17 protein-coding genes are annotated in these 21,637 nt (G+C 72.5%); 9 read left to right on the forward strand and 8 right to left on the reverse strand.

Going from position 1 to position 21,637, the window contains the following annotated elements; genetic code table 11:
• Positions 1 to 896: 896 nt before the first annotated feature.
• A complete protein-coding gene (gene glgP / locus ACFU9E_RS26265; RefSeq protein WP_380715391.1) occupies positions 897 to 3,560 on the forward strand; it encodes an alpha-glucan family phosphorylase in 2,664 nt (887 codons plus the stop codon).
• A 48-nt stretch (positions 3,561 to 3,608) separates the two neighbouring features.
• Here the strand turns inward: glgP and ACFU9E_RS26270 are convergent, their stop codons facing one another.
• The 4 genes from ACFU9E_RS26270 to glgX all read right to left on the reverse strand — a co-directional run bounded on the left by ACFU9E_RS26270 (position 3,609) and on the right by glgX (position 10,513).
• Entirely contained in the window at positions 3,609 to 4,361 is a 753-nt protein-coding gene (locus ACFU9E_RS26270; RefSeq protein WP_380683938.1) for a class I SAM-dependent methyltransferase, read from the reverse strand.
• A 108-nt stretch (positions 4,362 to 4,469) separates the two neighbouring features.
• Positions 4,470 to 6,335, reverse strand: coding sequence for an ABC transporter ATP-binding protein (locus tag ACFU9E_RS26275; RefSeq protein ID WP_380683937.1), 1,866 nt, complete (start codon positions 6,333 to 6,335; stop codon positions 4,470 to 4,472).
• Entirely contained in the window at positions 6,332 to 8,224 is a 1,893-nt protein-coding gene (locus ACFU9E_RS26280) for an ABC transporter ATP-binding protein (protein ID WP_380683936.1), read from the reverse strand. The genes ACFU9E_RS26275 and ACFU9E_RS26280 overlap by 4 nt, the downstream gene beginning before the upstream one ends.
• Before the next feature lie 84 nt (positions 8,225 to 8,308).
• Positions 8,309 to 10,513 (reverse strand): glycogen debranching protein GlgX, encoded by a 2,205-nt coding sequence (gene glgX / locus ACFU9E_RS26285; RefSeq protein WP_380683935.1) that lies wholly within the window; start codon positions 10,511 to 10,513, stop codon positions 8,309 to 8,311.
• Between the two features lie 265 nt (positions 10,514 to 10,778).
• Between glgX and ACFU9E_RS26290 the strand changes: the two genes are divergently transcribed.
• From ACFU9E_RS26290 to ACFU9E_RS26305, 4 genes are all read left to right on the forward strand, one after another.
• Complete coding sequence (locus ACFU9E_RS26290) at positions 10,779 to 12,023, forward strand: Ig-like domain-containing protein (RefSeq protein WP_380683934.1); 1,245 nt, start codon at positions 10,779 to 10,781, stop codon at positions 12,021 to 12,023.
• A gap of 245 nt (positions 12,024 to 12,268) precedes the next feature.
• The gene (locus ACFU9E_RS26295) at positions 12,269 to 13,468 is read left to right on the forward strand and encodes an Ig-like domain-containing protein (protein ID WP_380683939.1); all 1,200 of its coding nucleotides are present in this window, start codon (positions 12,269 to 12,271) and stop codon (positions 13,466 to 13,468) included.
• Positions 13,469 to 13,643: 175 nt separating this feature from the next.
• Positions 13,644 to 14,903, forward strand: coding sequence for an Ig-like domain-containing protein (locus ACFU9E_RS26300; RefSeq protein ID WP_380683933.1), 1,260 nt, complete (start codon positions 13,644 to 13,646; stop codon positions 14,901 to 14,903).
• Between the two features lie 192 nt (positions 14,904 to 15,095).
• Positions 15,096 to 15,596 (forward strand): ATP-binding protein, encoded by a 501-nt coding sequence (locus tag ACFU9E_RS26305; RefSeq protein WP_380683932.1) that lies wholly within the window; start codon positions 15,096 to 15,098, stop codon positions 15,594 to 15,596.
• 349 nt (positions 15,597 to 15,945) lie between these two features.
• On the opposite strand, the gene ACFU9E_RS26310 is transcribed toward ACFU9E_RS26305, so the two are convergent.
• The gene (locus tag ACFU9E_RS26310) at positions 15,946 to 16,332 is read right to left on the reverse strand and encodes a hypothetical protein (protein WP_380683931.1); all 387 of its coding nucleotides are present in this window, start codon (positions 16,330 to 16,332) and stop codon (positions 15,946 to 15,948) included.
• 91 nt (positions 16,333 to 16,423) lie between these two features.
• On the opposite strand from ACFU9E_RS26310, the gene ACFU9E_RS26315 reads away from it, so the two are divergent.
• Positions 16,424 to 16,699: an ArsR/SmtB family transcription factor gene (locus tag ACFU9E_RS26315; protein WP_380683930.1), complete on the forward strand. Its 276-nt coding sequence runs from the start codon at positions 16,424 to 16,426 to the stop codon at positions 16,697 to 16,699.
• Between the two features lie 75 nt (positions 16,700 to 16,774).
• A complete protein-coding gene (locus tag ACFU9E_RS26320) occupies positions 16,775 to 17,236 on the forward strand; it encodes a VOC family protein (protein ID WP_380683929.1) in 462 nt (153 codons plus the stop codon).
• A 28-nt stretch (positions 17,237 to 17,264) separates the two neighbouring features.
• On the opposite strand, the gene ACFU9E_RS26325 is transcribed toward ACFU9E_RS26320, so the two are convergent.
• Positions 17,265 to 17,843: a CAP family protein gene (locus ACFU9E_RS26325; protein ID WP_380683928.1), complete on the reverse strand. Its 579-nt coding sequence runs from the start codon at positions 17,841 to 17,843 to the stop codon at positions 17,265 to 17,267.
• Positions 17,844 to 18,028: 185 nt separating this feature from the next.
• On the opposite strand from ACFU9E_RS26325, the gene ACFU9E_RS26330 reads away from it, so the two are divergent.
• Together ACFU9E_RS26330 and ACFU9E_RS26335 are read left to right on the forward strand one after the other, a co-directional pair.
• Positions 18,029 to 18,280 (forward strand): type II toxin-antitoxin system Phd/YefM family antitoxin, encoded by a 252-nt coding sequence (locus tag ACFU9E_RS26330; RefSeq protein WP_380683927.1) that lies wholly within the window; start codon positions 18,029 to 18,031, stop codon positions 18,278 to 18,280.
• Positions 18,265 to 18,666, forward strand: coding sequence for a PIN domain-containing protein (locus ACFU9E_RS26335; RefSeq protein ID WP_380683926.1), 402 nt, complete (start codon positions 18,265 to 18,267; stop codon positions 18,664 to 18,666). The genes ACFU9E_RS26330 and ACFU9E_RS26335 overlap by 16 nt, the downstream gene beginning before the upstream one ends.
• A gap of 61 nt (positions 18,667 to 18,727) precedes the next feature.
• Here the strand turns inward: ACFU9E_RS26335 and ACFU9E_RS26340 are convergent, their stop codons facing one another.
• Entirely contained in the window at positions 18,728 to 20,095 is a 1,368-nt protein-coding gene (locus ACFU9E_RS26340) for an L-serine ammonia-lyase (RefSeq protein ID WP_380685246.1), read from the reverse strand.
• 198 nt (positions 20,096 to 20,293) lie between these two features.
• A complete protein-coding gene (gene glyA, locus ACFU9E_RS26345; protein WP_380685243.1) occupies positions 20,294 to 21,562 on the reverse strand; it encodes a serine hydroxymethyltransferase in 1,269 nt (422 codons plus the stop codon).
• Positions 21,563 to 21,637: the final 75 nt, after the last annotated feature.

Raw genomic sequence — 21,637 nt, forward strand, 5'->3', positions numbered from 1 at the left:
CTGCGACGGGTGGTGGTGCGCTTGCGCGGGGCCTCGGCACGGCCGGGCCCTGGTGCGGCCCGGCTCTCGTCGGCCCCGGGTTGCCGGGCCGGTTCGTCGGGTCGCTCCGTACGGATAGCCCCGGCACCCCGGGGCCCCGGCATCGCCGCGTCTGTCCGAGTGTCAGAATCCATCCGTCCGGCGGATTCCGCGACCGCTGCGTCGAGGGTGTCGGCCACCGGTGTGGACTGGTCCCGCGTATCGCCGTGCATGCCAAACTCCTGCCCGAGATCGGCGGCAGCTCCCGCGGGCCGGCGCGGCCAGGGGAGTACCGGGAGGACTGCTGGGTGGGGAGGACGTGCGACCGGAAGCCTGCCCGCGCCGCCGTTCCGGGCAACCTGCCCCGCTCCCGCTCGGCCCGTGGCGGAGAGCCCGAGAGCCCGCGCGCGTTCCGGCGCACGCCTCTCGGGGCGCGCCTCCGGGTGCCCCAGCCCACCCGTGAACGATCAGGGCGGGACCGAGGACACGCGGCGGTCCGCGATGGGCGCCGAATGGACCAATCAGGATGAGGAACGGTCAACGCGAAAAGGATTCGGACGTGCTGCTTCGCGGGGGAACGCCACCCGTCTCCGCACACCCCGCAGCATCAACGACCGTGCTTCATCCTCGCACCGGTGACCCCGATTCCGCAGCGGTACGCCAGGAGTTTCAACGACGATCGGGCGCGGGTCCGCCGGTGGAAATGGATCTGTTCCACGGTGTTCACGTATTGGTGGCGCGGCGCCGCGGAAAGTGCGCCTCGCGCGCCCCCCGTGCAGACCAATGCGCCGAATGCGATCTCATCAATAGGCCGAACGGATGCCGAATAGCCCAACTGACGCACCATCATGCCACCCGTCGAGGCTACGCTTCACGCCGTGAAGGCAATCCGCAGATTCACCGTCCGCACCGTCCTGCCCGAACAACTCCAGCCGTTGCACGAGCTGGCCCTCAACCTGCGCTGGTCCTGGCACCCCGAGACCCGGGACCTCTTCCGGTCCGTGGACCCGGACGTCTGGGCCGCGACGGGCGAGGACCCGGTGCGGCTGCTCGGGGAGGTCCCCGCCGCCCGGCTCGCCGCGCTCGCCGCCGACCGCCGCTTCCTGCGCAGGCTCGGCGACCTCGCCGACGACCTGCGGGAGTACCTGGCCGGCCCGCGCTGGTACCAGAGCGCCGGGCAACAGGGCGCCGCCCCGCTGCCCGCCGCCATCGCCTACTTCTCGCCCGAGTACGGGATCGCTGCCGCACTGCCCCAGTACTCCGGGGGCCTCGGCATCCTGGCCGGCGACCACCTCAAGGCCGCCAGCGACCTCGGCGTCCCGGTCATCGGCGTCGGGCTCTTCTACCGGCACGGCTACTTCCGGCAGTCCCTCGACCGGGACGGCTGGCAGCAGGAGCGCTACCCCCTGCTGGATCCGGACGAGCTGGCCGTCGCCCTGCTCCGCGAGGGCGACGGCACCCCCAGCCGGGTCGACCTCGCCCTGCCCGGCGGCCGCACCCTCGCCGCGCACATCTGGAAGGCCCAGGTCGGGCGGGTCCCGCTGCTGCTGCTCGACTCCGGCATCGAGGCCAACTCGCCGGCCGAGCGCGACGTCACCGACCGCCTCTACGGCGGCGGCAGCGAGCACCGGCTGCTCCAGGAGATGCTGCTCGGCATCGGCGGCGTCCGGGCGGTGCGCGCCTACCAGCGGCTCACCGGCCACCCCGCCCCCGAGGTCTTCCACACCAACGAGGGCCACGCCGGCTTCCTCGGCGTCGAACGGATCCGCGAACTGGTCGCGGACACCGGCCTCGACTTCGCCGCCGCCCTGGAGGCGGTCCGGGCCGGCACCCTGTTCACCACCCACACGCCCGTCCCGGCCGGCATCGACCGTTTCGACCGCGAGCTGGTCGCCCGGCACTTCGGCGGTGACACCGCGCTGCCCGGCGTCCCGGTCGAGCAGGTGCTCGCGCTCGGCGCCGAGACCTGGCGCGGCGGCGACCCCAAGCTGTTCAACATGGCCGCCATGGGCCTGCGGCTCGCCCAGCGCGCCAACGGCGTCTCCACCCTGCACGGCGAGGTCAGCCGCTCGATGTTCAACGGTCTCTGGCCGGGCTTCGACGCCGCCGAGATCCCGATCACCTCCGTCACCAACGGCGTGCACGCCGCCACCTGGATCGACCCGGCGGTCGTCCGGCTCGGCGCCGCCGAGATCGGTGCCGAGCGCGCCGAGGAGGCCATGACCACCGGCGAGACCCAGCGCTGGACGGGCCTGGAGAGGATCGGCAACACCGAGGTCTGGGAGCTGCGCCGCACCCTGCGCGCCCAGCTGGTCGACGAGGTCCGCCGACGGCTGCGCGCCTCCTGGCGCCAGCGCGGGGCCGGCGAGGCCGAACTCGGCTGGGTCTCCTCGGTGCTCGACCCGGATGTGCTCACCATCGGCTTCGCCCGCCGGGTGCCCTCCTACAAGCGGCTCACCCTGATGCTCCGCGACCCGCAGCGGCTGCGCGCCCTGCTGCTGCACCCCACCCGGCCGGTGCAGATCGTGGTCGCCGGCAAGGCCCACCCGGCCGACGACGGCGGCAAGCGGCTGATCCAGCAGATGGTCGCCTTCGCCGACGACCCGGCCGTCCGGCACCGGATCGTCTTCCTGCCGGACTACGACATGGCGATGGCCCAGCACCTCTACCCGGGCTGCGACGTCTGGCTGAACAACCCGCTGCGCCCGCTGGAGGCCTGCGGCACCTCCGGGATGAAGGCTGCCCTCAACGGCTGCCTGAACCTGTCGGTGCTGGACGGCTGGTGGGACGAGTGGTTCGACGGCCAGAACGGCTGGGCGATCCCCACCGCCGACACCGGTGAGGGCGTGCTCGACCCGGACAGCCGGGAGGCCGAGCGGCGCGACGACATCGAGGCCGCCGCGCTCTACGACCTGATCGAGGAGCAGGTGACCGCCCGGTTCTACGACCGGGGCTCGGACGGCCTGCCGCACCGGTGGATCGCGATGGTCCGGCACACCCTGGTCACCCTCGGGCCCAAGGTGCTGGCCGGCCGGATGGTCCGCGAGTACGTCGAACGGCTCTACGCCCCGGCCGCCCGGGCCCAGCGCGAGCTGGCCGGGACCGGGGCGTTCCGGGCCGCGCACGAGCTGGCCGAATGGAAGGCGAAGGTGCGCGAGGCCTGGCCGGCCGTCCGGGTGGAGCACGTCGAGGCGGACTGTCCGGACGAGGCGCAGGAGCTGGGCAGCGCGCTGGCCCTGCGGGTGCAGGTGGCGCTCGGCCCGCTGGAGCCGGCCGACGTCGAGGTGCAGGTGGTCTCCGGCCGGGTCGACGAGTCGGACCGGATCTCCGACGCCGCGCTGCTCGCCCTCAAGCCGGTCGGCGGGCCCGACCTCGACGGGCGGACCAGGTACGAGGGTTCCCTGGAGCTCGGCCGCACCGGGCCGTTCGGCTACACCGTGCGGGTGCTGCCCGCCCATCCCCGGCTGGCCTCGCCCGCCGAGCCCGGCCTGGTGGCGCTGCCGCCGGAGACGGCGGGGATGGACGCCGGACTATTGCGCTGAACGCGGGCGGGAGGGGCACCGGTGGCACCGGTGCCCCTCCCGTTTCCCTCAGCGGACGGCGGCCACCAGGGCGTCGGTGACCGAGCGCCAGGCCACCCCGGCCTCGGCGAAGCCGGCCTCCCGCAGCCGTTCGAGGTGCCAGCCGGCCGGGTGCGACTCGCCGTCGGCGTGCGAGCCGTACAGCCGGTGGCGGGCGGCCACCTGCTCGGCGAGCAGCGGGTCGGCCGCGGCGGCGAGCCACCAGCCCTCCCAGTCCAGGACGCCCGCGTCCTTCTCGCGCTCCTGCCGTCCGTGCCGCAGGGCCCGTTCGGCGGTGTTGAGCAGCGGGACCTCCGGGTCGGGCATGTGGTCGGCGTTGAGGAACACCCCACCGGGGCGGACCAGGCCGGCCAGGTCGCCGAACAGCCGGACCAGGGCGGTCCCGGGCAGCCAGTGCAGCGCGGTGGCGGTCACCACCGCGTCGAACGGGCCGGGCGGGAGGGCGTCGGCCCACCGCGGGTCCTTGAGGTCGGCGGTGACCAGGGTGAACCGCTCGTCCTCGCCGAGGACGCCGCGGGCGATGGTCATCAGCGCCGGGTCCTGGTCCACGCCGACGCTGGTGGCGCCGGGCAGCCGGGCGAACAGGCGCTCGGTGATGCTGCCGGTGCCGCAGGCGAGGTCGAGCACGCGCGGGGCGGGCCCGGTCACCGCCTCGACGACGTCGAGCATCACCCGGAACCGCTCCTCGCGGTCGGGCAGGTACCACTCCTGCTGGCGGTCCCAGCTGCGCTGCCACTGTTCCCAGTGGTGACGGTCGACCATGGTCGCTCCCCTTCGTGGGCCGGGATCGATGAGTCCTGGGAACGACCCTAGGCCCTTTCGGTAATGGACGAAAGGGCCTAGGGGTTATTACGACCGGTGGTGTCGGCGTCAGACCAGACTGCTGCGCCAGGCCTGGTGCAGCTGGGCGAAGCGTCCGGCGCCGTTGATCAGCTCGCGCGGGGAGCCGTCCTCGACGATCCGGCCCTGGTCCATCACCAGGACCCGGTCCGCGATCTCCACGGTGGAGAGGCGGTGGGCGATGATCACGGCCGTCCGGCCGGCCAGCACGGTGCGCATCGCCTGCTGCACCGCCCGCTCGCCGGGCACGTCCAGCGAGCTGGTGGCCTCGTCCAGGATCAGCACCGCCGGGTCGGCGAGCAGCGCGCGGGCGAAGGCGACCAGCTGCCGCTGGCCGGCCGAGATCCGCCCGCCGCGCTTGCGCACGTCGGTGTCGTAGCCGTCCGGCAGTTCGGCGATGAAGTCGTGCGCGCCGATCGCCCGGGCGGCCGCCTCGATCTCGGCGCGCTCGGCGCCCGCCCGGCCGATGGCGATGTTCTCGGCGACCGTGCCGGAGAACAGGAAGGACTCCTGGGTCACCATCACCACCCCGCGCCGCAGCTCCGGGCCGGTCAGGTCGCGCAGGTCCACCCCGTCCAGGGTGATCCGGCCCTCGGTCGGGTCGTAGAACCGGGCGAGCAGCTTGGCCACCGTCGACTTGCCGGCCCCGGTCGCGCCGACCACGGCGACGGTCTGCCCGGCCGGCAGCAGCAGGTCGAACGTCGGCAGCACCTCCTTGCCGGCCCGGTAGGCGAACCGGGTCTTCTCGAAGTGCACCTCCCGGCCCTTGACGGTCGAGGCCGGCAGCTCCCTGGGCTCCGCCGGATCGGCCACGGTGGGCTCGTGGGCGAGCAGGCCGGCGATCTTCTCCAGCGCGGCGGCCGCCGACTGGTAGCTGTTCAGGAACATCGCCAGCTGGTCGATCGGCTCGAACAGCCGGTGCAGGTAGAGCACGAAGGCGGTCAGCACCCCCAGCTCGACCGAGCCGTCGGTGACCAGGTAGGCACCGAGCACCACCACGGCGGTGGTCCAGAGGTTGGCCGTGGTCCGCGACAGGCCCCCGTAGCGGGCGACCTCCAGCAGGCCGTCCGCGGTGGCGGCGGCCGACTGCCGGTTCACCGCGCCGAACGCGATGTCGTTGGCCCGCTCGCGGCGGAACGCCTTCACCGGGCGGATGCCGTTCATGGTCTCGGTGAAGCGGACGATCAGCGAGGCCGCCGCGGTGCGCGAGCGCCGGTAGACCGGCTGCGAGCGGTGCCGGAACGACTGGGTGATCAGCCACAGCGGCAGGAAGGCGACCAGCGCGGCCAGGCCGAGCTTCCAGTCCAGCACCAGCAGGATCACCGAGATGGAGCAGACCGACAGGGTGACCGTCAGCAGCTCCTGGAGTCCTTCGGACAGCAGTTCGCGCAGCGCCTCCACGTCGCTGGTGGCGCGCGAGATGATCCGGCCCGAGGTGTACCGCTCGTGGAAGTCCAGGCTGAGCCGCTGGGCGTGCCGGAAGATCCGGCCGCGCAGGTCCAACAGGACGTCCTGGTTGACCCGGGCGCTGATCCTGATGAAGGACCACTGGAGCAGCGTGCCGAGCAGCGCGCAGCCCAGGTAGGCGACGACCACCGCGATCAGCGGGCCGGCGTTGTCGTCGCGCAGCGCCGGGATGCCGCGGTCCAGCGCGAGGGCGACCATCAGCGGCCCGGCCTGCAGGGCGGCCTGCTGGAGCAGGATCACCGTCATCGCGGTGGCGATCCGGCGCCGGTGCGGGCCGAGCAGCGAGCGCAGCAGGGCGCTGGGCGCGCCGGGCGGGACGGGGATGTCCTCCTCGTCGTCCGGCGGGGCCGCCGGCTCGTCCTCGGGCAGGTCGGCGTGCGGGTGGACGTCCTTCGTCCGGGTGTCGACGGGCTCGCAGGTGGTGGTCATCGGGCGGTGCTCCCCTCGGGGGCGAGGGTGGCCTCGCCCGACATGAGTGCGCGGTAACGCGCCGAGCTCTGCAGCAGTTCCTGATGGGTGCCGACCGCCTCGATCCGGCCGTCGGCGAGGACGGCGACCCGGTCGGCGAGCATCACGGTGCTCGGACGGTGGGCGACCACCAGCGCGGTGGTGGAGGCGAGGACCTCGCGCAGGGCGCGCTCGACCAGCGCCTCGGTGTGCACGTCCAGTGCGGAGAGCGGGTCGTCGAGCATCAGGAACGACGGGTCGCCGACCACCGCGCGGGCCAGCGCGAGCCGCTGGCGCTGGCCGCCGGACAGGCCCAGGCCCTGCTCGCCGACCTCGGTGTCGACGCCCTCGGGCAAGTGGTCGACGAACCCGGCCTGGGCGGTGGCGAGGGCGGCGCGCAGCCGGTCCTCGCCCGCGCCGGGTGCGCCCATCAGCACGTTCTCGCGGATGGTGGCGGAGAACAGGGTGGGGTCCTCGAAGGCGACCGCGACCAGTTCGCGCAGCCGCGAGCGGTCCAGCTCGCGGATGTCCCGGCCGTCCAGGGTGATGGTGCCGGCGGTGGCCTCGTAGAGGCGGGGGAGGAGGGCGGTCAGCGTGGTCTTGCCGCTGCCGGTGGCGCCGACCAGGGCCATCGTCTCGCCGCTGCGGATGTGCAGGTCGATTCCGCGGAGCAGGTCGGGGGTGTCCGCGGGGGCGTCGGGGTAGCGGAAGCGGACGCCGGTGAGCCGGATGCCGTCGGGGGTGGTGACGGTCTTCACGGCCGTGGTCGTGGTCGAGGGTACGGCGGAGGGTGTGGTCGAGGGTGTGGTCGTGCGAACGGTTTCGGCCGGTTCGGCGTCGGGCGCGTCCAGCACCTCGAAGAAGCGGTCGGCCGCGGTGGCGGCCTCGTTGGAGTAGGCGATCAGCCAGCCGAGCGACTCGATCGGCCAGCGGATGGTCAGCGCGGTGGAGAGGAAGGCGACGAGCGCGCCGGCGCTCATCTCGTCGTGCGCGACCAGGTAGGCACCGACCGCGAGGGAGCAGCCGAGGGCCAGCTCGGGCAGACCGATGACGATCGACCAGAGGTTGGCGAGCATGCCCGCCTTCTCCAGCTCGGTCCGGCGGAGCACGGCGGACTGCTCGTGGAACCGCTCCGACATCGAGCGATGGCGGCCGAAGGCCTTGAGGATCCGGATGCCGAGGACGGACTCCTCGACGAGGGTGGCGAGGTCGCCGTTCCGGTCCTGCGTCATGCGGGTGGCGCGGGAGTAGCGGGACTCGAACCGGCGGGTGAGCAGGAACAGCGGGAGGGTCGGAGCGAGGGTGATGAGGGCGAGCCGCCAGTCCTGGGTGAACATCAGCGCGATGCCGGCCAGGAAGGTCAGCGAGTTGACGACGAGGAAGATCAGGGGGAACGCCAGGTAAGTCCGCACGACGTACAGGTCGGACATCGCGCGGGAGAGTAACTGGCCGGAGCCCCAACGGTCGTGGAAGGAGACCGGCAGGCGTTGCAGCTTGCCGAACAGCTCGCCGCGCATTGTCGATTCGACGCCGGCCAGCGGCCGGGCCAGGACGACCCGACGGGCGTGGAAGAAGACGGCCTCGGAGAGGCCGAGCAGGAGCAGGAGGGCCGCGTAGGGCCAGAGGGTTTCGAGGTCGTGCTCGGCGATCGGACCGTCGACGATCCATCCGAGTACGATCGGTATGACGAGGGTGCTGAGGGAGGCGAGCATCGCGGCGGCCACCGAGACGACCAGGCGCGTGCGGACGGGACGGACGTAGGGCCACAGCCGAAGGAGCGATCGCACTGTCGAACGGCCCGGCGCGGGAGGCGCGGTGCCGGGCACTGCGACGGAATCGGTGGCTGTGTCAAGGACTGGGTTCTTGGCCATCGTGGCGAGAATAGGCCGGATACCCTCTATCGCTCAGTCAGGTATCGAACGCACCGTCGATTACCGGCCAAGTGCACGGCCGGATCAGGGCGTCACCCGGAAAAGGTGCAGGGAGCGGCCGGTGAGCAGCACCGTGTCCTTCGGAAGGTGTAGACCGGTGGGGGTGGCGTAGACCTCCGCGGCGGTGTCGACGACGCTCTCGTAGCGGGTGCCGTCGGCCGTCCAGGGGGCGCCCGGCAGGACGAAGGGAAGTGGGCGCGCACCGGCGTTGAGGAGCAGAAGGAAGCTGTCGTCGAGCAGCGGACGGCCGCACGCGTCGCGTGCGGAGATCGCGGTTCCCGACAGGAGCATGCCGAGCGCCGCGGACGGCGCAAACCAGTCGGTCTCGGTCATGTCCCGGCCAAGCGGGGTGAACCAGAGCAGATCGGGCCGTCCGCCCGCGGTGGTGGCCCGGCCGGAGAAGAACGCCCGCTGCCGGAGCACGGGGTGGCGGCGGCGGAGCCGCACCAGAGCGGCGGTGAAGTCGCGCAGGGCGCGCCAGGCCGGGTCGTCGAGCAGCGACCAGTCCAGCCAACTGACTTCGTTGTCCTGGCAGTAGGCGTTGTTGTTGCCGCGCTGGGTGCGGCCGAACTCGTCCCCGGCGGTGAGCATCGGGACGCCGGCGGAGAGCAGCAGGGTGGCGAGGAGGTTGCGCAGCTGGCGGTGGCGCAGGGCGGTGACATCGGGGTCGGCGCTGTCGCCCTCGGCGCCGTGGTTCCACGAGCGGTTGTCGTCGGTGCCGTCCCGGTTGGCCTCGCCGTTGGCCTCGTTGTGCTTGCGGTCGTAGGAGACCAGGTCGCGCAGGGTGAAGCCGTCGTGCGCGGTCACGTAGTTGACGGAGGCGTACGGGCGCCGCCCGGCGTGCTGGTAGAGGTCGGAGGAGCCGGAGAGGCGGTAGCCGAGCTCCCGGACGTCGGGGCGGGCGCCGCGCCAGAAGTCGCGCACGGTGTCGCGGTAGCGGTCGTTCCACTCGGCCCAGGGCGGGGGGAAGCCGCCCACCCGGTAGCCGCCGGGGCCGACGTCCCAGGGTTCGGCGATCAGCTTCACCCGGCTCAGCAGGGGGTCCTGGGCGATGGCGGAGAGCAGCGGGTGGTCCGTGGTGACGTCGTCGTCGCCGCGGGCGAGGGCGGCGGCAAGGTCGAAGCGGAAGCCGTCCACGCCCATCTCGTGCACCCAGTACCGCAGCGAGTCCGTGATCAGCCGGATCACCTGGGGGCGGCGGGTGTCCAGGGTGTTGCCGCAGCCGGTGTAGTCGGCGTAGCCGCGCGGGCGGTTGGGCGGCAGGCGGTAGTGGCCGGCGTTGTCGATGCCGCGCAGGAAGAGCGAGGGGCCCAGCTCGGCGCCTTCGGCGGTGTGGTTGTAGACGACGTCGAGGATCACCTCGATGCCGGCGGCGTGCAGCGCGCGGACCATCCGCTTGAACTCGCCGACCTGGCCGCCGCGCGAGCCGGAGGCGGAGTAGCCGGCGTGCGGGGCGAAGTAGCCGACGGTGTTGTAGCCCCAGTAGTTGACGAGGCCGCGGGCCTGGAGGTGGTCCTCGCTGACGTGGTGGTGGACCGGGAGCAGTTCGACCGCGGTGACGCCGAGACCGGTGAGGTGGGCGAGGGCGGCGGGGTGGGCCAGGCCGGCGTAGGTGCCGCGCAGTGCGGGGGGGACGTCGGGATGGCGCAGGGTGAAGCCGCGCACGTGCAGCTCGTAGAGGACGGTCTCGGCCCAGGGGGTCTTGGGACGGTGGTCGTCGGACCAGTCGTCGTCGTCCCGGACGACGACGGATCTGGGCACGTACGGGGCCGAGTCGCGGTTGTCCCGGACGGTGTCGGCGACGTCCGCCTCGGGCCAGCCGCGGACGGCGGCGCAGGCGGCACCGTGGGAGGTGTAGCCGCCGTCGACGGCGCGGGCGTAGGGGTCGAGCAGCAGCTTGGCCGGGTTCCAGCGGGCGCCGGTCCACGGGTCCCAGCGGCCGTGCACGCGGTAGCCGTAGCGGGTGCCGGGGAGGACACCGGGGACGAAGCCGTGCCAGGTCCGGGCGTCCTGCTCGGTGAGGCGCAGCCGGGTCTCGCGGCCGTCCTCGTCGAAGAGGCAGAGGTCGACGGCCTCGGCGCCGGCGGCCCAGAGCGCGAAGTTGGTGCCGGGGCGGCCGTCCGGGCCGGGGTGGAAGCGGGCGCCCAGCGGCTGCCGGCTGCCCGGCCACGGCACCGCGCCGCCGGGCTGTGTGCGTACGGCGGTGGCCGGCTCCTGCCCTGACGCCATGGCGGTGCCCTCCCTGGCGGGGTGTCCCGGACCCCGTGCGGTCTCTCATTCCCTGTTCGCACCGGACGGAAGCGGCTGAACGCCGTCTTACCGGCAGATGGCGCCCCGGCGCGCACCCCGGAAGCCGGCCGGTCCGGCTTTCCGCTCCGGGGGAGGCGGTCCGCGGGCCGGTCCGCCCGGAGCGGCCGCGGGACGGGTCCGGCGTGTCCTGGTGGGACCGGTCTCGTTGTGGGGGATGGCGGACGGCGAGGGCGGGAGGCCCCGGATGTGGGTACGGCGGCTGGCGGCGCTGGGCTGCTGCCTGGCGGTGCTGGCCGGGTGCTCCGGCGGTGGCGGTGCGCCGGAGGAGCCCGGCGCCGACGCCGTGGGGGCCGGTCCGGCCGGTCCTCCGCCGCCCTCGCGGGCGTCGATCACCGTGCTGCCCGCCGACGACACCCAGAACCTGCCGGCCGAGGGCCCGGTCCGGGTGACGGTCACCCAGGGCCGGCTGGTCTCCGTCCGGCTCGCCGACACCCGGGGCGCCGAGGTCCCCGGCACGCTCGCCGCGGACGGCACCGGCTGGGCCCCGAACGGTCCGCTGCCACTGGCCACCGCCTTCACCCTGGACGCCGTCGCCGAGGACGACCGGGGCCAGCGCGCGGTCCAGCACACCGACTTCTCCACGACCGCCCGCGCCCACACCTTCGTCGCCTTCTTCACCCCCGAAGACGGTTCCACGGTCGGCGTCGGCATGCCGGTCTCGCTGCGGTTCAGCCGCCCGGTCACCGACCGGGCCGCGGTGGAGCGCGCTGTCGCGGTGACCGCCGACCCGCCGGTGGAGGTGGCCGCGCACTGGTTCGGCGGTCAGCGGCTGGACTTCCGGCCCCGGGAGTACTGGGCGCCGGGCACCAGGGTCACGGTCGCGCTGCGGCTGGGGGGCGTGCGGGGCGCGCCGGGCGAGTTCGGCACCCAGAACAAGGAGGTCCGGTTCACCGTCGGCCGCGCCCAGGTGTCCACCGTCGACCTGGACGCCCACACCCTGACCGTCCGGGCGGGCCAGGGCGGCCGGCCGGTGCGCACGCTCAAGGTGTCCGGCGGGGACGCCAGGCACACGACGTACCGGGGCGTGCTCGTGGTCTCCGAGAAGTACCGGGTGACCCGGATGAACTCGCAGACGGTCGGGATGGGCGACGAGTACGACATCAAGGACGTGCCGCACGCGATGCGGCTGACCGGCTCGGGCACCTTCGTGCACGGCAACTACTGGGCGAACCCGGCGGTGTTCGGCAGCGACAACACCAGCCACGGCTGCATCGGGCTGGCCGACGTCAAGGGCGGGGCGAGTGCCGAGACCCCGGCGGGCTGGCTGTTCGAGCACACGATCCCGGGGGACGTGTTCGAGGTGAGGGCCGCGACGGGCGAGGTGGTGCCGCCGAACAACGGTCTGAACGGGTGGAACCTGCCCTGGGCGCAGTGGGTGGCCGGGAGCGCCCTCGTCAACGCCGGCGCCGCGACCGCCGGCTACGGATGATCTTCACCGGTGTTCACCGGTGGCCTCCCCGGGATTCACTCGTTCGGCCCAGCTATCCTGACTTGCCGCGCCGAAGACCGGCGCGAAAGATCGCCGGTCCGGTGCAACCCGTCCGGGCGAACAGGGCGTCCACAAGGATGTACACCGGGAGGGGAGAAACCGTGAAGCAGGTTAGGGCGGCCGACGCCGCGATACGCACCACCGTCACCCGCCGCCGCGTCCGTCGGAGCGCGGTGGCGTTGGCGATGGGCGGGGTGCTGCTGCTCACCGCGGCCTGCAACAGCGGCAACGACGACAAGAGCAACGCCGGCGGCGAGACCGCCGCCACGGCCGGTGCCACCGGCGGGGACGCCGGTACCGGCAACCCGGCGCCGGGCCAGTCCTCGGCCGCGCCGAAGACCTCGGCCGCCGTGGTGACCGTCGAGCCCAAGGACGGGTCCCAGGACGTCGCCCCGGACGGGGCGCTCAAGGTCTCGGTGGCCAACGGCAAGCTCACCACGGTCGAGGTGACCGACAAGGAGGGCAAGCCGGTCGAGGGCGCCCTCGCCGCGGACGGCAGCGGCTGGAAGCCCAACGCCGCGCTGGCCGTCGGCATGGCGTACAAGGTGAACGCCCAGGCCACCGACGCCGACGGCCTGGTCGCCGCGTCGACCACCTCGTTCACCACGCTGACGCCCGCGAAGAAGGTCTCCACCAACGACAACATCGCCGACAACGCCACCTACGGCGTCGGCATGATCGTCTCGGTGGTCTTCAACAAGGACATCAAGAACAAGGACGCGGTCCTCCAGGGCATCAGCTTCGAGACCAACAACGGCACGACGGTCAAGGGCCACTGGTTCGGCGCCCGCCGCCTGGACTTCCGCCCCGAGAAGTACTGGGCGCCGGGCACCAAGGTGACCATCAAGTACCGGCTGAAGAACGTCGAGGTCGCCCCGGGCGTCTACGGCGACATCGACAAGGACGAGCCGTTCACCATCGGCCGCTCGCAGGTCTCCGTCGCCGACTCGGCCACCCACCAGATGACCGTGACCAGGGACGGCGCGAGCCACACCGTGCCGGTGACCCTCGGCGACGAGAAGAACCCGTCCTGGAACGGCACCATGGTGATCTCCAGCAAGGAGAAGGTCACCCGGATGAACTCGCAGACCGTCGGTCTCGGCGGCGAGTACGACATCCCGGACGTGCCGCACGCGATGCGGCTGACCACCTCCGGCACCTTCGTGCACGGCAACTACTGGGCCAGCCCCTTCGGCAAGACCAACGCCAGCCACGGCTGCATCTCGATGCAGGACGAGAAGGGCGGCAGCGACGGTTCGGTGGCGGGCAAGTTCTTCAACGACTCGATCATCGGAGACGTGGTCGTCATCAAGAACTCCAAGGAGAAGACCGTCGCCCCCGACAACGGCCTGAGCGGCTGGAACATCGGCTGGGCCAACTGGTAGCCCCTGCCCGCCGGAAGGCACGTCCGTCCCGTACGGCGACGAGCGGCCCGATCCTCACTCGTGAGGGTCGGGCCGCTCGCATTCTCCGGGCGGGTCGTGCCCCGGACGGCGCAACCTCGTCCGGGGGACAGCGCGTGTAACTGTCGGACATCGGACACGAGGGAGGGAGACGACGGTGAAGTCGATACCGACGGTGGGAGCGATACGCAGGGCGGTGGCCGCGGGGCTGGTCGGGGGAGCGCTGGTGCTGACCAGCGCCTGCGGCGGCGCGAGCGGGGACGGGGGCGGCGGGAACGCGGGGGCGGCCAAGGCGGAGCTGGGCGGGGCCGCGGGGGTCCCGTCGGCGTCGCCCACGGGCGCGCCCGCCACCAGCGCGGCCCCCAAGGTGTCGCAGGCCGTGGTGGACATCGAGCCGAGGGCCGGCGCGGTGGACGTCGCCCCGGACGGCGCGCTCAAGGTCGCGGTCTCCGGCGGCAGGCTGACCACCGTCAAGGTGAGCGACAAGGCGGGCGCCGAGGTGGCCGGCACCATCGCCGCCGACGGGTCGAGCTGGACCCCGTCCGCTCCGCTGGCGGTCGGCACCGCCTACCGGGTGAGCGCGCTGGCGGCGGACGCCGGCGGCCTGGTCGCCTCGGCGGACAGCAGCTTCACCACGCTCACGCCCGAGCGCGAGGCGAAGGCGAGCGACAACATCGAGGACGACGCCACCTACGGCGTCGGGATGATCGTCTCGGTCGCCTTCGACAAGGACGTGAAGAACAAGGACGCGGTGGCGCGCGGCATCACCTTCAGGACCAGCGACGGCACCGCGGTGAAGGGCCACTGGTTCGGCGACCGCCGGCTGGACTTCCGTCCCGAGAAGTACTGGAACCCGGGCACCAAGGTCACCGTCCAGTACCGGCTGAAGAGCGTGGAGATCGCCCCGGGCGTCTACGGGGGAGTCGACCGGGACGAGCCCTTCACTATCGGGCGATCCCAGATTTCGACGGTTGACGCCAAGACGCACCGGATGACGGTCGTCCAGGGCGGTCAGAGCTCGGTCGTCGAGATCACCTCCGGCTCGACGGAGCACCCGACCTGGAACGGCACCATGGTCGTCATGTCCAAGGAGGGCGTGGTGCGGATGCAGTCCAGCACCCTGCCCGGGATGACCGGCGATCCCTACGACCTCCAGGTCCCGCACTCCATGCGGCTCACCGACTCGGGCACCTACGTGCACGGCAACTACTGGAGCAACGCCTTCGGCGAGGACAACGTCAGCCATGGCTGCGTGGGCCTCAAGGACGTCAACGGCGGCGGCTCGGGCACCTCGGCCGGCAAGTTCTACGACGGCTCGCTGGTCGGGGACGTCGTCACCGTGCAGAACTCCAGCCGCGGCCAGGTCGCGCCGGACAACGGTCTCAGCGGCTGGAACCTCGACTGGAGCGCCTGGTAGCCGCAGCGCCCGCCCAATCGCGACCCGCGTGACCCGGACCTGCCCGAACGCGGGTTCGGGTTGCACGCGGCATATGCCGAAACACCCGTGATCGTTTGCTCATTGTCCGTACGCGGCCGCTTGCGTTCCGCAATGATGGGGCGCATGGCGGGTTGGGGCGAAACAGATCAGTCATCACTTCCGGGATCCAGCTTGGTCGCTGACGCGTCGTGGGCACCGTTCCAGGACGCCCTCGCGGCCCTGGAGCGGCTCAGCTCCGACGAGCTGGAGCAGTTGTACGTCGGGAAGCTGTGCGACCGGGAGGCGCCGCACGAGGTGCGGCTGCCGTCCCGGCCGGCGACCGGCCCGTTGGCGCGGCGGCTGGTGCTCGCGGCCCTGGAGAACTGGGACCTGCACCAGCACCTGGAGGTCGGTGAGTTACTCACCAGCGAGCTCGTCGCCAATGCGCTGCGGCATGCCGCCGGTCGGACCATCGGACTGCACGTGGCGCGCAAGCCGGGCTGGGTCCGGGTGGAGGTGCGGGACTCCTCGCGGGCGCTGCCGTGCATGATCCTGGCGGAGCCGCTGCCGGCCAACGAGCGCGGGCGCGGGCTCCAGGTGGTCGACGACCTGGCGGACCGCTGGGGCGCGGACCTGCTGCCGCGCGGCAAGGGCGTCTGGTTCGAGCTGAAGGTCCGCGACCGGGCGGTCTGAGCCGCCCGGTCCGGGGAGGGCCCCGGGCGGTCCGGAAGGTTCCGGGAAAACACGCGGGGCCCCCGAATTCACCGTGGTCCGGTGGCTGGGGGCCCCTGCAGGTCATCGCGCCGGCCAAGGGGGTGCGTGCCGCGCGATGGGCGTCGGCCGTGCCAGGTCGGGCCAGCCGAAGTCATCGTCGCCCAGGGCGCGCGCCAGTCGCTGGCGTCCGCCGTCGGACAACTCGACTATCGCACGGATCTCAGCATGTGGGCAAACCAGGCGGCTTCGATTTCAAGGTTTGTAACTTAGTTCACCTTGGGAATTTGCATAGGTTCACGTCGGCGCCTGAGATTATTCATGATCGACACTATTTTCCCTGGGCGATGCCCAGGCTCGCCCGGGCCTCCTCGTGGTGCTCGACGTACTCGACGATCGCGCCGCCGGGGTGGCGGGCGGTGAGGTTGCGGCCGGTGGGGACGGTATTGGGGCCGTCGAGGATCTCGCCGCCGTGGGTGCCCAGGAGCGCGAGGATCTCGTCCAGGGACGTGACGATCGCGGTGGCGTGGGTGGCCCGGAAGGGGGCGAGGGCCTCCGGGGTGCCGGCGACGAGCAGGTGGGGGCCGACCGCCGCGAGTTCGAGGTCGAGGTAGGGGAAGCGCAACGAGGGCTGCTCGCCGGTGAGTTCGACGAAGGTGGGCAGGGCGGCGTCGAGCTCGTCGACGTAGACGCGGGTGAAGGTCCGGAGGACGGGCATCGCGGGCTCCTTGATCATTTCGATTTTCCCGAAACGACGAATCGAGCCGCATACTACGGGGCGTAGGAGGAGCGGCGGAAGGGAGTGCCCGATGGAGATGGCCACCGTTCTGCACGCCCTCGGCGATCCCGTCCGGCTGGAGCTGGTCCGCCGGATGGCCGCCGACGGCGAGTGCGCGTGCAGCCCCGAGGGCCTGGACGTGCCGCGCTCCACGCTCTCCAACCACTGGCGCATCCTGCGCGAGGCCGGCCTCACCGACACCCGCGCGAACGGCAAGGCCAGGATCATGTCCCTGCGGCGGGCGGAGACGGACGCGGCCTTCCCGGGCCTGCTCGCCGCCGTGCTCGGTCCGCGGCTCTTGACCTGAAGCCGACTTCAGCTCCTACGGTCCTCTTCAGACCGCCGGTGAACGGCCGGCGGCGCCCACCGAGGGGGATCCGTCATGACCGCCACCGACAGCGTCGTTCCCGACCGCTACCGCTACGCCGTCGTCCCGCACATCATGGTCGGCGACGCCGCCGCCGCGATCGACTTCTACGTGAAGGCCTTCGGGGCCCGCGAGGACTTCCGGCTCGACGCGCCCGGCGGCGGCATCCTGCACGCGGAGATCAGCATCGGGCAGTCCGTCCTGATGCTGGGTGACGCCGGCGATCGGGCCCCGTTCACCGCCCCGACCGCGCTCGGCGGCACCAGCGTCACCCTGCACGTCTTCGTCCCGGACGTCGACGCCCTCACCGAACGCGCCGGGGCCGCCGGCGCGGAGGTCCTCCAGCAGCCGACGGACATGTTCCACGGCGACCGCACCGCCGTCCTCAGGGATCCCTCGGGCCATGTGTGGGTCTTCCTGACCCACCTGGAGGACCCCTCGCCGGACGAGCTCCACCGCCGCCTGGCCGCCGGCTGACGGCCGCGGCGGCGGGCCGGCGCCGGGGTCAGCCGCGCGGCGGCGGCACGTTGTCGGCGTACTCGGGAGAGACGTTGCCCGGCGGGTTGTAGTCGCAGACGACGTAGGTCTCGTACCAGGTGTCGCCGCGGCCGTAGGCGCGGGCGCAGCCGAGGCGGGTGGAGGACTTCCAGACCACCTGGGTGAACAGGCCGGTGGCGGAGGAGTAGCCGGGGTTGCCGTAGTCGTAGTTCCCGGCCTGCGCGTACCAGGCGTCGACGGCCCGGCGGCAGCCGGCGCGGTCGGGGGTGCTGGAGGCGAACCAGGACTGGTTCTCGCCGTACGCGGGGTCGAGCCCGGCGTGGCCGCCGGAGAGGCGCTCGTACGTCGACAGCCGGGCGGCGCGGCTCTTCGCGTACTCCTGGACGGCGGGGTCCAGGGTCAGCGCCGGGACGCCGTGCCGGGCGCGGTACTCGTTGTGGGCGCGCAGGCAGTCGTCGGCGAAGGCCGCGTCGGTGGCGTCCGGCAGCGCGGCGCGGGCCGCGGCGGGGGTGGTGGCGGCCGCGCCGAGGACGGCGGCCAGCAGCAGGGTGGTGAGGGTGCGGACACCGGTTCGGGTGTGCTTCATCCGCGCTCCGGGGGCTCGTGGGGGTGGTGTTGCGGCCACGATGGCAGTCACCGCGGACCCCCGCCGCCTGGATGGGCGGTGGTTCACCCCTGCGAGCGAGCGCGTGACGTCCGGTGCGCTTCGGCGCGTGCGGGGAAGCGGTGAGAGCATCGACGCGGGACACCTGCCTCAGATAATCTGATTCCATGAGGCTGATGACCGCAACAGAGGCTTCCAGAAGCTTTGCCGCCGTTCTCGATTCGGCGGAGCACGGTGAGACGATCGTCGTGACCCGCGGCGGTCGGAGGATCGCCGTCATCGGGCCGGCCCCGTCCGGCAACGGGGCGGCCCTCAACGACGTGCTGCGGCGCTTCCGCCCGGACGACGACTTCGCCGCGGACGTCGAGTCCGCGCGTTCCCTGCTCGAAGACAAGGTGGCCGAGTGGCCCGTCGACTGATCCTCGACACCGGTGTACTGATCCAGGCGGAGCGGAGCGGCGGGGGGATCCTGTTCGATCCGGAGGACGATGTGGCCGTCGCCGCCGTCACGGCGGCCGAGCTCCATCTGGGCGTAGAACTGGCGAGCGACTCGCGCCGGCTCGGGCGGCAGGGCTTCGTGGACGCGGTGCTCGCGGTCGTTCCGGTGGAGGACTACACGCCCGACACGGCCCGGATCCACGCGCGGCTGATGGCACACGTCCGCCGACAGGGCCGTCCTCGCGGCGCCCACGACCTGATCATCGCGGCCACGGCACTGGCAACCGCTCGGACGGTGGTGACCACCGACGCCTCGGCGGCCTTCGCCGACCTGCCCGGTGTGCGGGCGATCGTGACGGCGGGCTGAGTCCGGAGACGGCGGCGCCCCCGCCGGGAGGGCGGGGGCGCCGTACCGGCCGGGTGCGGGATCAGCACTCGATGACGTTGACGGCGAGGCCGCCGCGCGAGGTCTCCTTGTACTTGATCTTCATGTCGGCGCCGGTCTCCTTCATGGTCTTGATCGCCTTGTCGAGGGAGACGTGGTGGCGGCCGTCGCCGCGCAGGGCCATCCGGGCGGCGGTGACGGCCTTGACCGACGCCATGCCGTTGCGCTCGATGCAGGGGATCTGGACCAGGCCGCCGACCGGGTCGCAGGTGAGGCCGAGGTTGTGCTCGATGCCGATCTCGGCGGCGTTCTCGACCTGCTCCGGGCTGCCGCCGAGGACCTCGGCGAGGCCGCCGGCGGCCATCGAGCAGGCCGAGCCGACCTCGCCCTGGCAGCCGACCTCGGCGCCGGAGATGGAGGCGTTCTCCTTGAAGAGCATGCCGATCGCGCCGGCGGCGAGCAGGAAGCGGACGATGCCGTCCTCGTCGGCGCCCGGGATGAAGTTCAGGTAGTAGTGCAGGACGGCGGGGATGATGCCGGCCGCGCCGTTGGTCGGGGCGGTGACCACCCGGCGGCCGGAGGCGTTCTCCTCGTTGACCGCCATCGCGTAGAGGGTCACCCACTCCATCGCGTTGGCCGGGCCGATGCCCTCGGCGCGCAGCGCGCGGGCGGCCGCGGCGGCGCGGCGGCGCACCTTGAGGCCGCCGGGGAGTATGCCCTCGCGGGACATGCCGGCCCGGACGCACTCCTGCATGACCCGCCAGATCTCCAGCAGTCCGGCGCGGATCTCCTCCTCGGTGCGCCAGGCCTTCTCGTTCTCCAGCATCAGACCGGAGATCGACAGGCCGGTCTCCCGGGTGAGCCGCAGCAGTTCCTCGCCGGTGCGGAAGGGGTACTTCAGCGCGGTGTCGTCGGGCTTGACCCGGTCCGCGCCGATCGCGTCCTCGTCGACGACGAAGCCGCCGCCGACCGAGTAGTAGGTCTTCTCCAGCACGGTGGAGCCGTCGGCCCGGAAGGCCCACAGCGTCATGCCGTTGGCGTGGTACGGCAGCGAGCGGCGCCGGTGCAGCACCAGCTGGGTGTCGGGGTCGAAGTCGATGGCGTGCACGCCGAGCAGGTGGATCCGCTTCTCCGCGGTGATCCGCTCGACGTCGCGGTCGGCCTGGTCGACGTCGACGGTGCGCGGGGAGGCGTTCTCCAGGCCCAGCAGCACCGCCTTCGGGGTGCCGTGGCCGTGGCCGGTGGCGCCCAGCGAGCCGTACAGCTCGGCGCGGACGGCCGTCACCTCGGTCAGCAGGCCCTCCGACTTCAGGCGGCGGGCGAACATCCGGGCTGCGCGCATCGGCCCGACGGTGTGGGAGCTGGAGGGGCCGATGCCGATGGAGAAGAGGTCGAAGACGCTGATGGCCACGGAGGGACGTCCTTGTCTGGTCTCGTGGGTGGTGCCGGCAGGGAGGGGAGGACGGCGGTGGCGGGAGGGTGGGTCGGGCGTGGGCGGGCGGCTGACACGGGTCGGGGCACCGCGCGCACTCTCCAGTGTGCGCGGTGCCCCGGAATCCCCGGTGTCCGGGCGGGGTGAGCCCGGTCACCGGCCGCCGAACGGCGGGACCTACAGGTTGGGGTAGAGCGGGTACTTCTCGGCCAGGGCGGTGACCCGGGCCTTGAGCGCGTCGGCGGTGCCCTCGTCGAAGGCCGGCTTCAGGGCCTCGGCGATGATGTCGGCGACCTCGCGGAAGTCCTCGGCCTGGAAGCCGCGGGTGGCGAGCGCCGGGGTGCCGATCCGCAGGCCGGAGGTGACCATCGGCGGGCGCGGGTCGTTCGGGATGGCGTTGCGGTTGACGGTGATGCCGACCTCGTGCAGACGGTCCTCGGCCTGCTGGCCATCGAGCTGGCTGTTGCGCAGGTCGACCAGGACGAGGTGGACGTCGGTGCCGCCGGACAGCACCGAGACGCCGGCCTCGGTGACGTCGGTCTGCAGCAGGCGCTCGGCGAGGATCCGGGCGCCGTCCAGGGTGCGCTGCTGGCGCTCCTTGAACTCCTCCGAGGCGGCGACCTTGAAGGCGACGGCCTTGCCGGCGATGACGTGCTCCAGCGGGCCGCCCTGCTGGCCGGGGAAGACCGCGGAGTTGATCTTCTTGGCGTGCTCGGCCTTGGAGAGGATGACGCCGCCGCGCGGGCCGCCCAGGGTCTTGTGGGTGGTGGTGGTGACCACGTCCGCGAACGGCACCGGGTTGGGGTGCAGGCCCGCGGCGACCAGGCCGGCGAAGTGCGCCATGTCGACCATCAGCAGCGCGCCGACCTCGTCGGCGATCCGGCGGAACTCGGCGAAGTCGAGCTGGCGCGGGTAGGCGGACCAGCCGGCGATGATCAGCTGCGGGCGGTGCTCCTTGGCGAGGCGCTCGACCTCGGCCATGTCGACCTGGCTGGTCTTGTCGTCCACGTGGTACGGCACCACGTTGTAGAGCTTGCCGGAGAAGTTGATCTTCATGCCGTGGGTCAGGTGGCCGCCGTGGGCCAGGTTCAGACCCAGGATGGTGTCGCCCGGCTTGATCAGCGCGAACATCGCGGCGGCGTTGGCCTGCGCGCCGGAGTGCGGCTGGACGTTGGCGTGCTCGGCGCCGAACAGCGCCTTGATGCGGTCGATCGCGATCTGCTCGACCACGTCGACGTGCTCGCAGCCGCCGTAGTAGCGGCGGCCGGGGTAGCCTTCGGCGTACTTGTTGGTCAGCACCGAGCCCTGGGCCTCCATGACCGCCACCGGGGCGAAGTTCTCGGAGGCGATCATCTCCAGGGTGGTCTGCTGGCGGTGCAGCTCGGCGTCGACCGCGGCGGCGATCTCCGGGTCGAGGGCGTGCAGGGACTGGTTCAGAACCGTCATGGTGGGGTCTTCCCGGGAGGAGGCGGGGCAGAGGGGGGCCGGCAGCGGGGCGGCCGCGGTGCGACGGCCGCCCCG

The sequence above is a fragment of the Kitasatospora sp. NPDC057595 genome, from assembly GCF_042800875.1.
Lineage (GTDB): Bacteria > Actinomycetota > Actinomycetes > Streptomycetales > Streptomycetaceae > Kitasatospora.

Excerpts from the sequence above, each read along its gene's own strand:
- ACFU9E_RS26290 (WP_380683934.1), top strand. The coding sequence starts at position 10,779 with ATGTGGGTACGGCGGCTGGCGGCGCTGGGCTGCTGCCTGGCGGTGCTG.
- ACFU9E_RS26330 (WP_380683927.1), top strand. The coding sequence starts at position 18,029 with ATGAGGCTGATGACCGCAACAGAGGCTTCCAGAAGCTTTGCCGCCGTT.
- ACFU9E_RS26270 (WP_380683938.1), bottom strand. The coding sequence starts at position 4,361 with ATGGTCGACCGTCACCACTGGGAACAGTGGCAGCGCAGCTGGGACCGC.
- ACFU9E_RS26275 (WP_380683937.1), bottom strand. The coding sequence starts at position 6,335 with ATGACCACCACCTGCGAGCCCGTCGACACCCGGACGAAGGACGTCCAC.
- ACFU9E_RS26295 (WP_380683939.1), top strand. The coding sequence starts at position 12,269 with ATGGGCGGGGTGCTGCTGCTCACCGCGGCCTGCAACAGCGGCAACGAC.
- ACFU9E_RS26320 (WP_380683929.1), top strand. The coding sequence starts at position 16,775 with ATGACCGCCACCGACAGCGTCGTTCCCGACCGCTACCGCTACGCCGTC.
- ACFU9E_RS26315 (WP_380683930.1), top strand. The coding sequence starts at position 16,424 with ATGGAGATGGCCACCGTTCTGCACGCCCTCGGCGATCCCGTCCGGCTG.
- glyA (WP_380685243.1), bottom strand. The coding sequence starts at position 21,562 with ATGACGGTTCTGAACCAGTCCCTGCACGCCCTCGACCCGGAGATCGCC.
- ACFU9E_RS26280 (WP_380683936.1), bottom strand. The coding sequence starts at position 8,224 with ATGGCCAAGAACCCAGTCCTTGACACAGCCACCGATTCCGTCGCAGTG.
- glgX (WP_380683935.1), bottom strand. The coding sequence starts at position 10,513 with ATGGCGTCAGGGCAGGAGCCGGCCACCGCCGTACGCACACAGCCCGGC.
- ACFU9E_RS26325 (WP_380683928.1), bottom strand. The coding sequence starts at position 17,843 with ATGAAGCACACCCGAACCGGTGTCCGCACCCTCACCACCCTGCTGCTG.
- ACFU9E_RS26310 (WP_380683931.1), bottom strand. The coding sequence starts at position 16,332 with ATGCCCGTCCTCCGGACCTTCACCCGCGTCTACGTCGACGAGCTCGAC.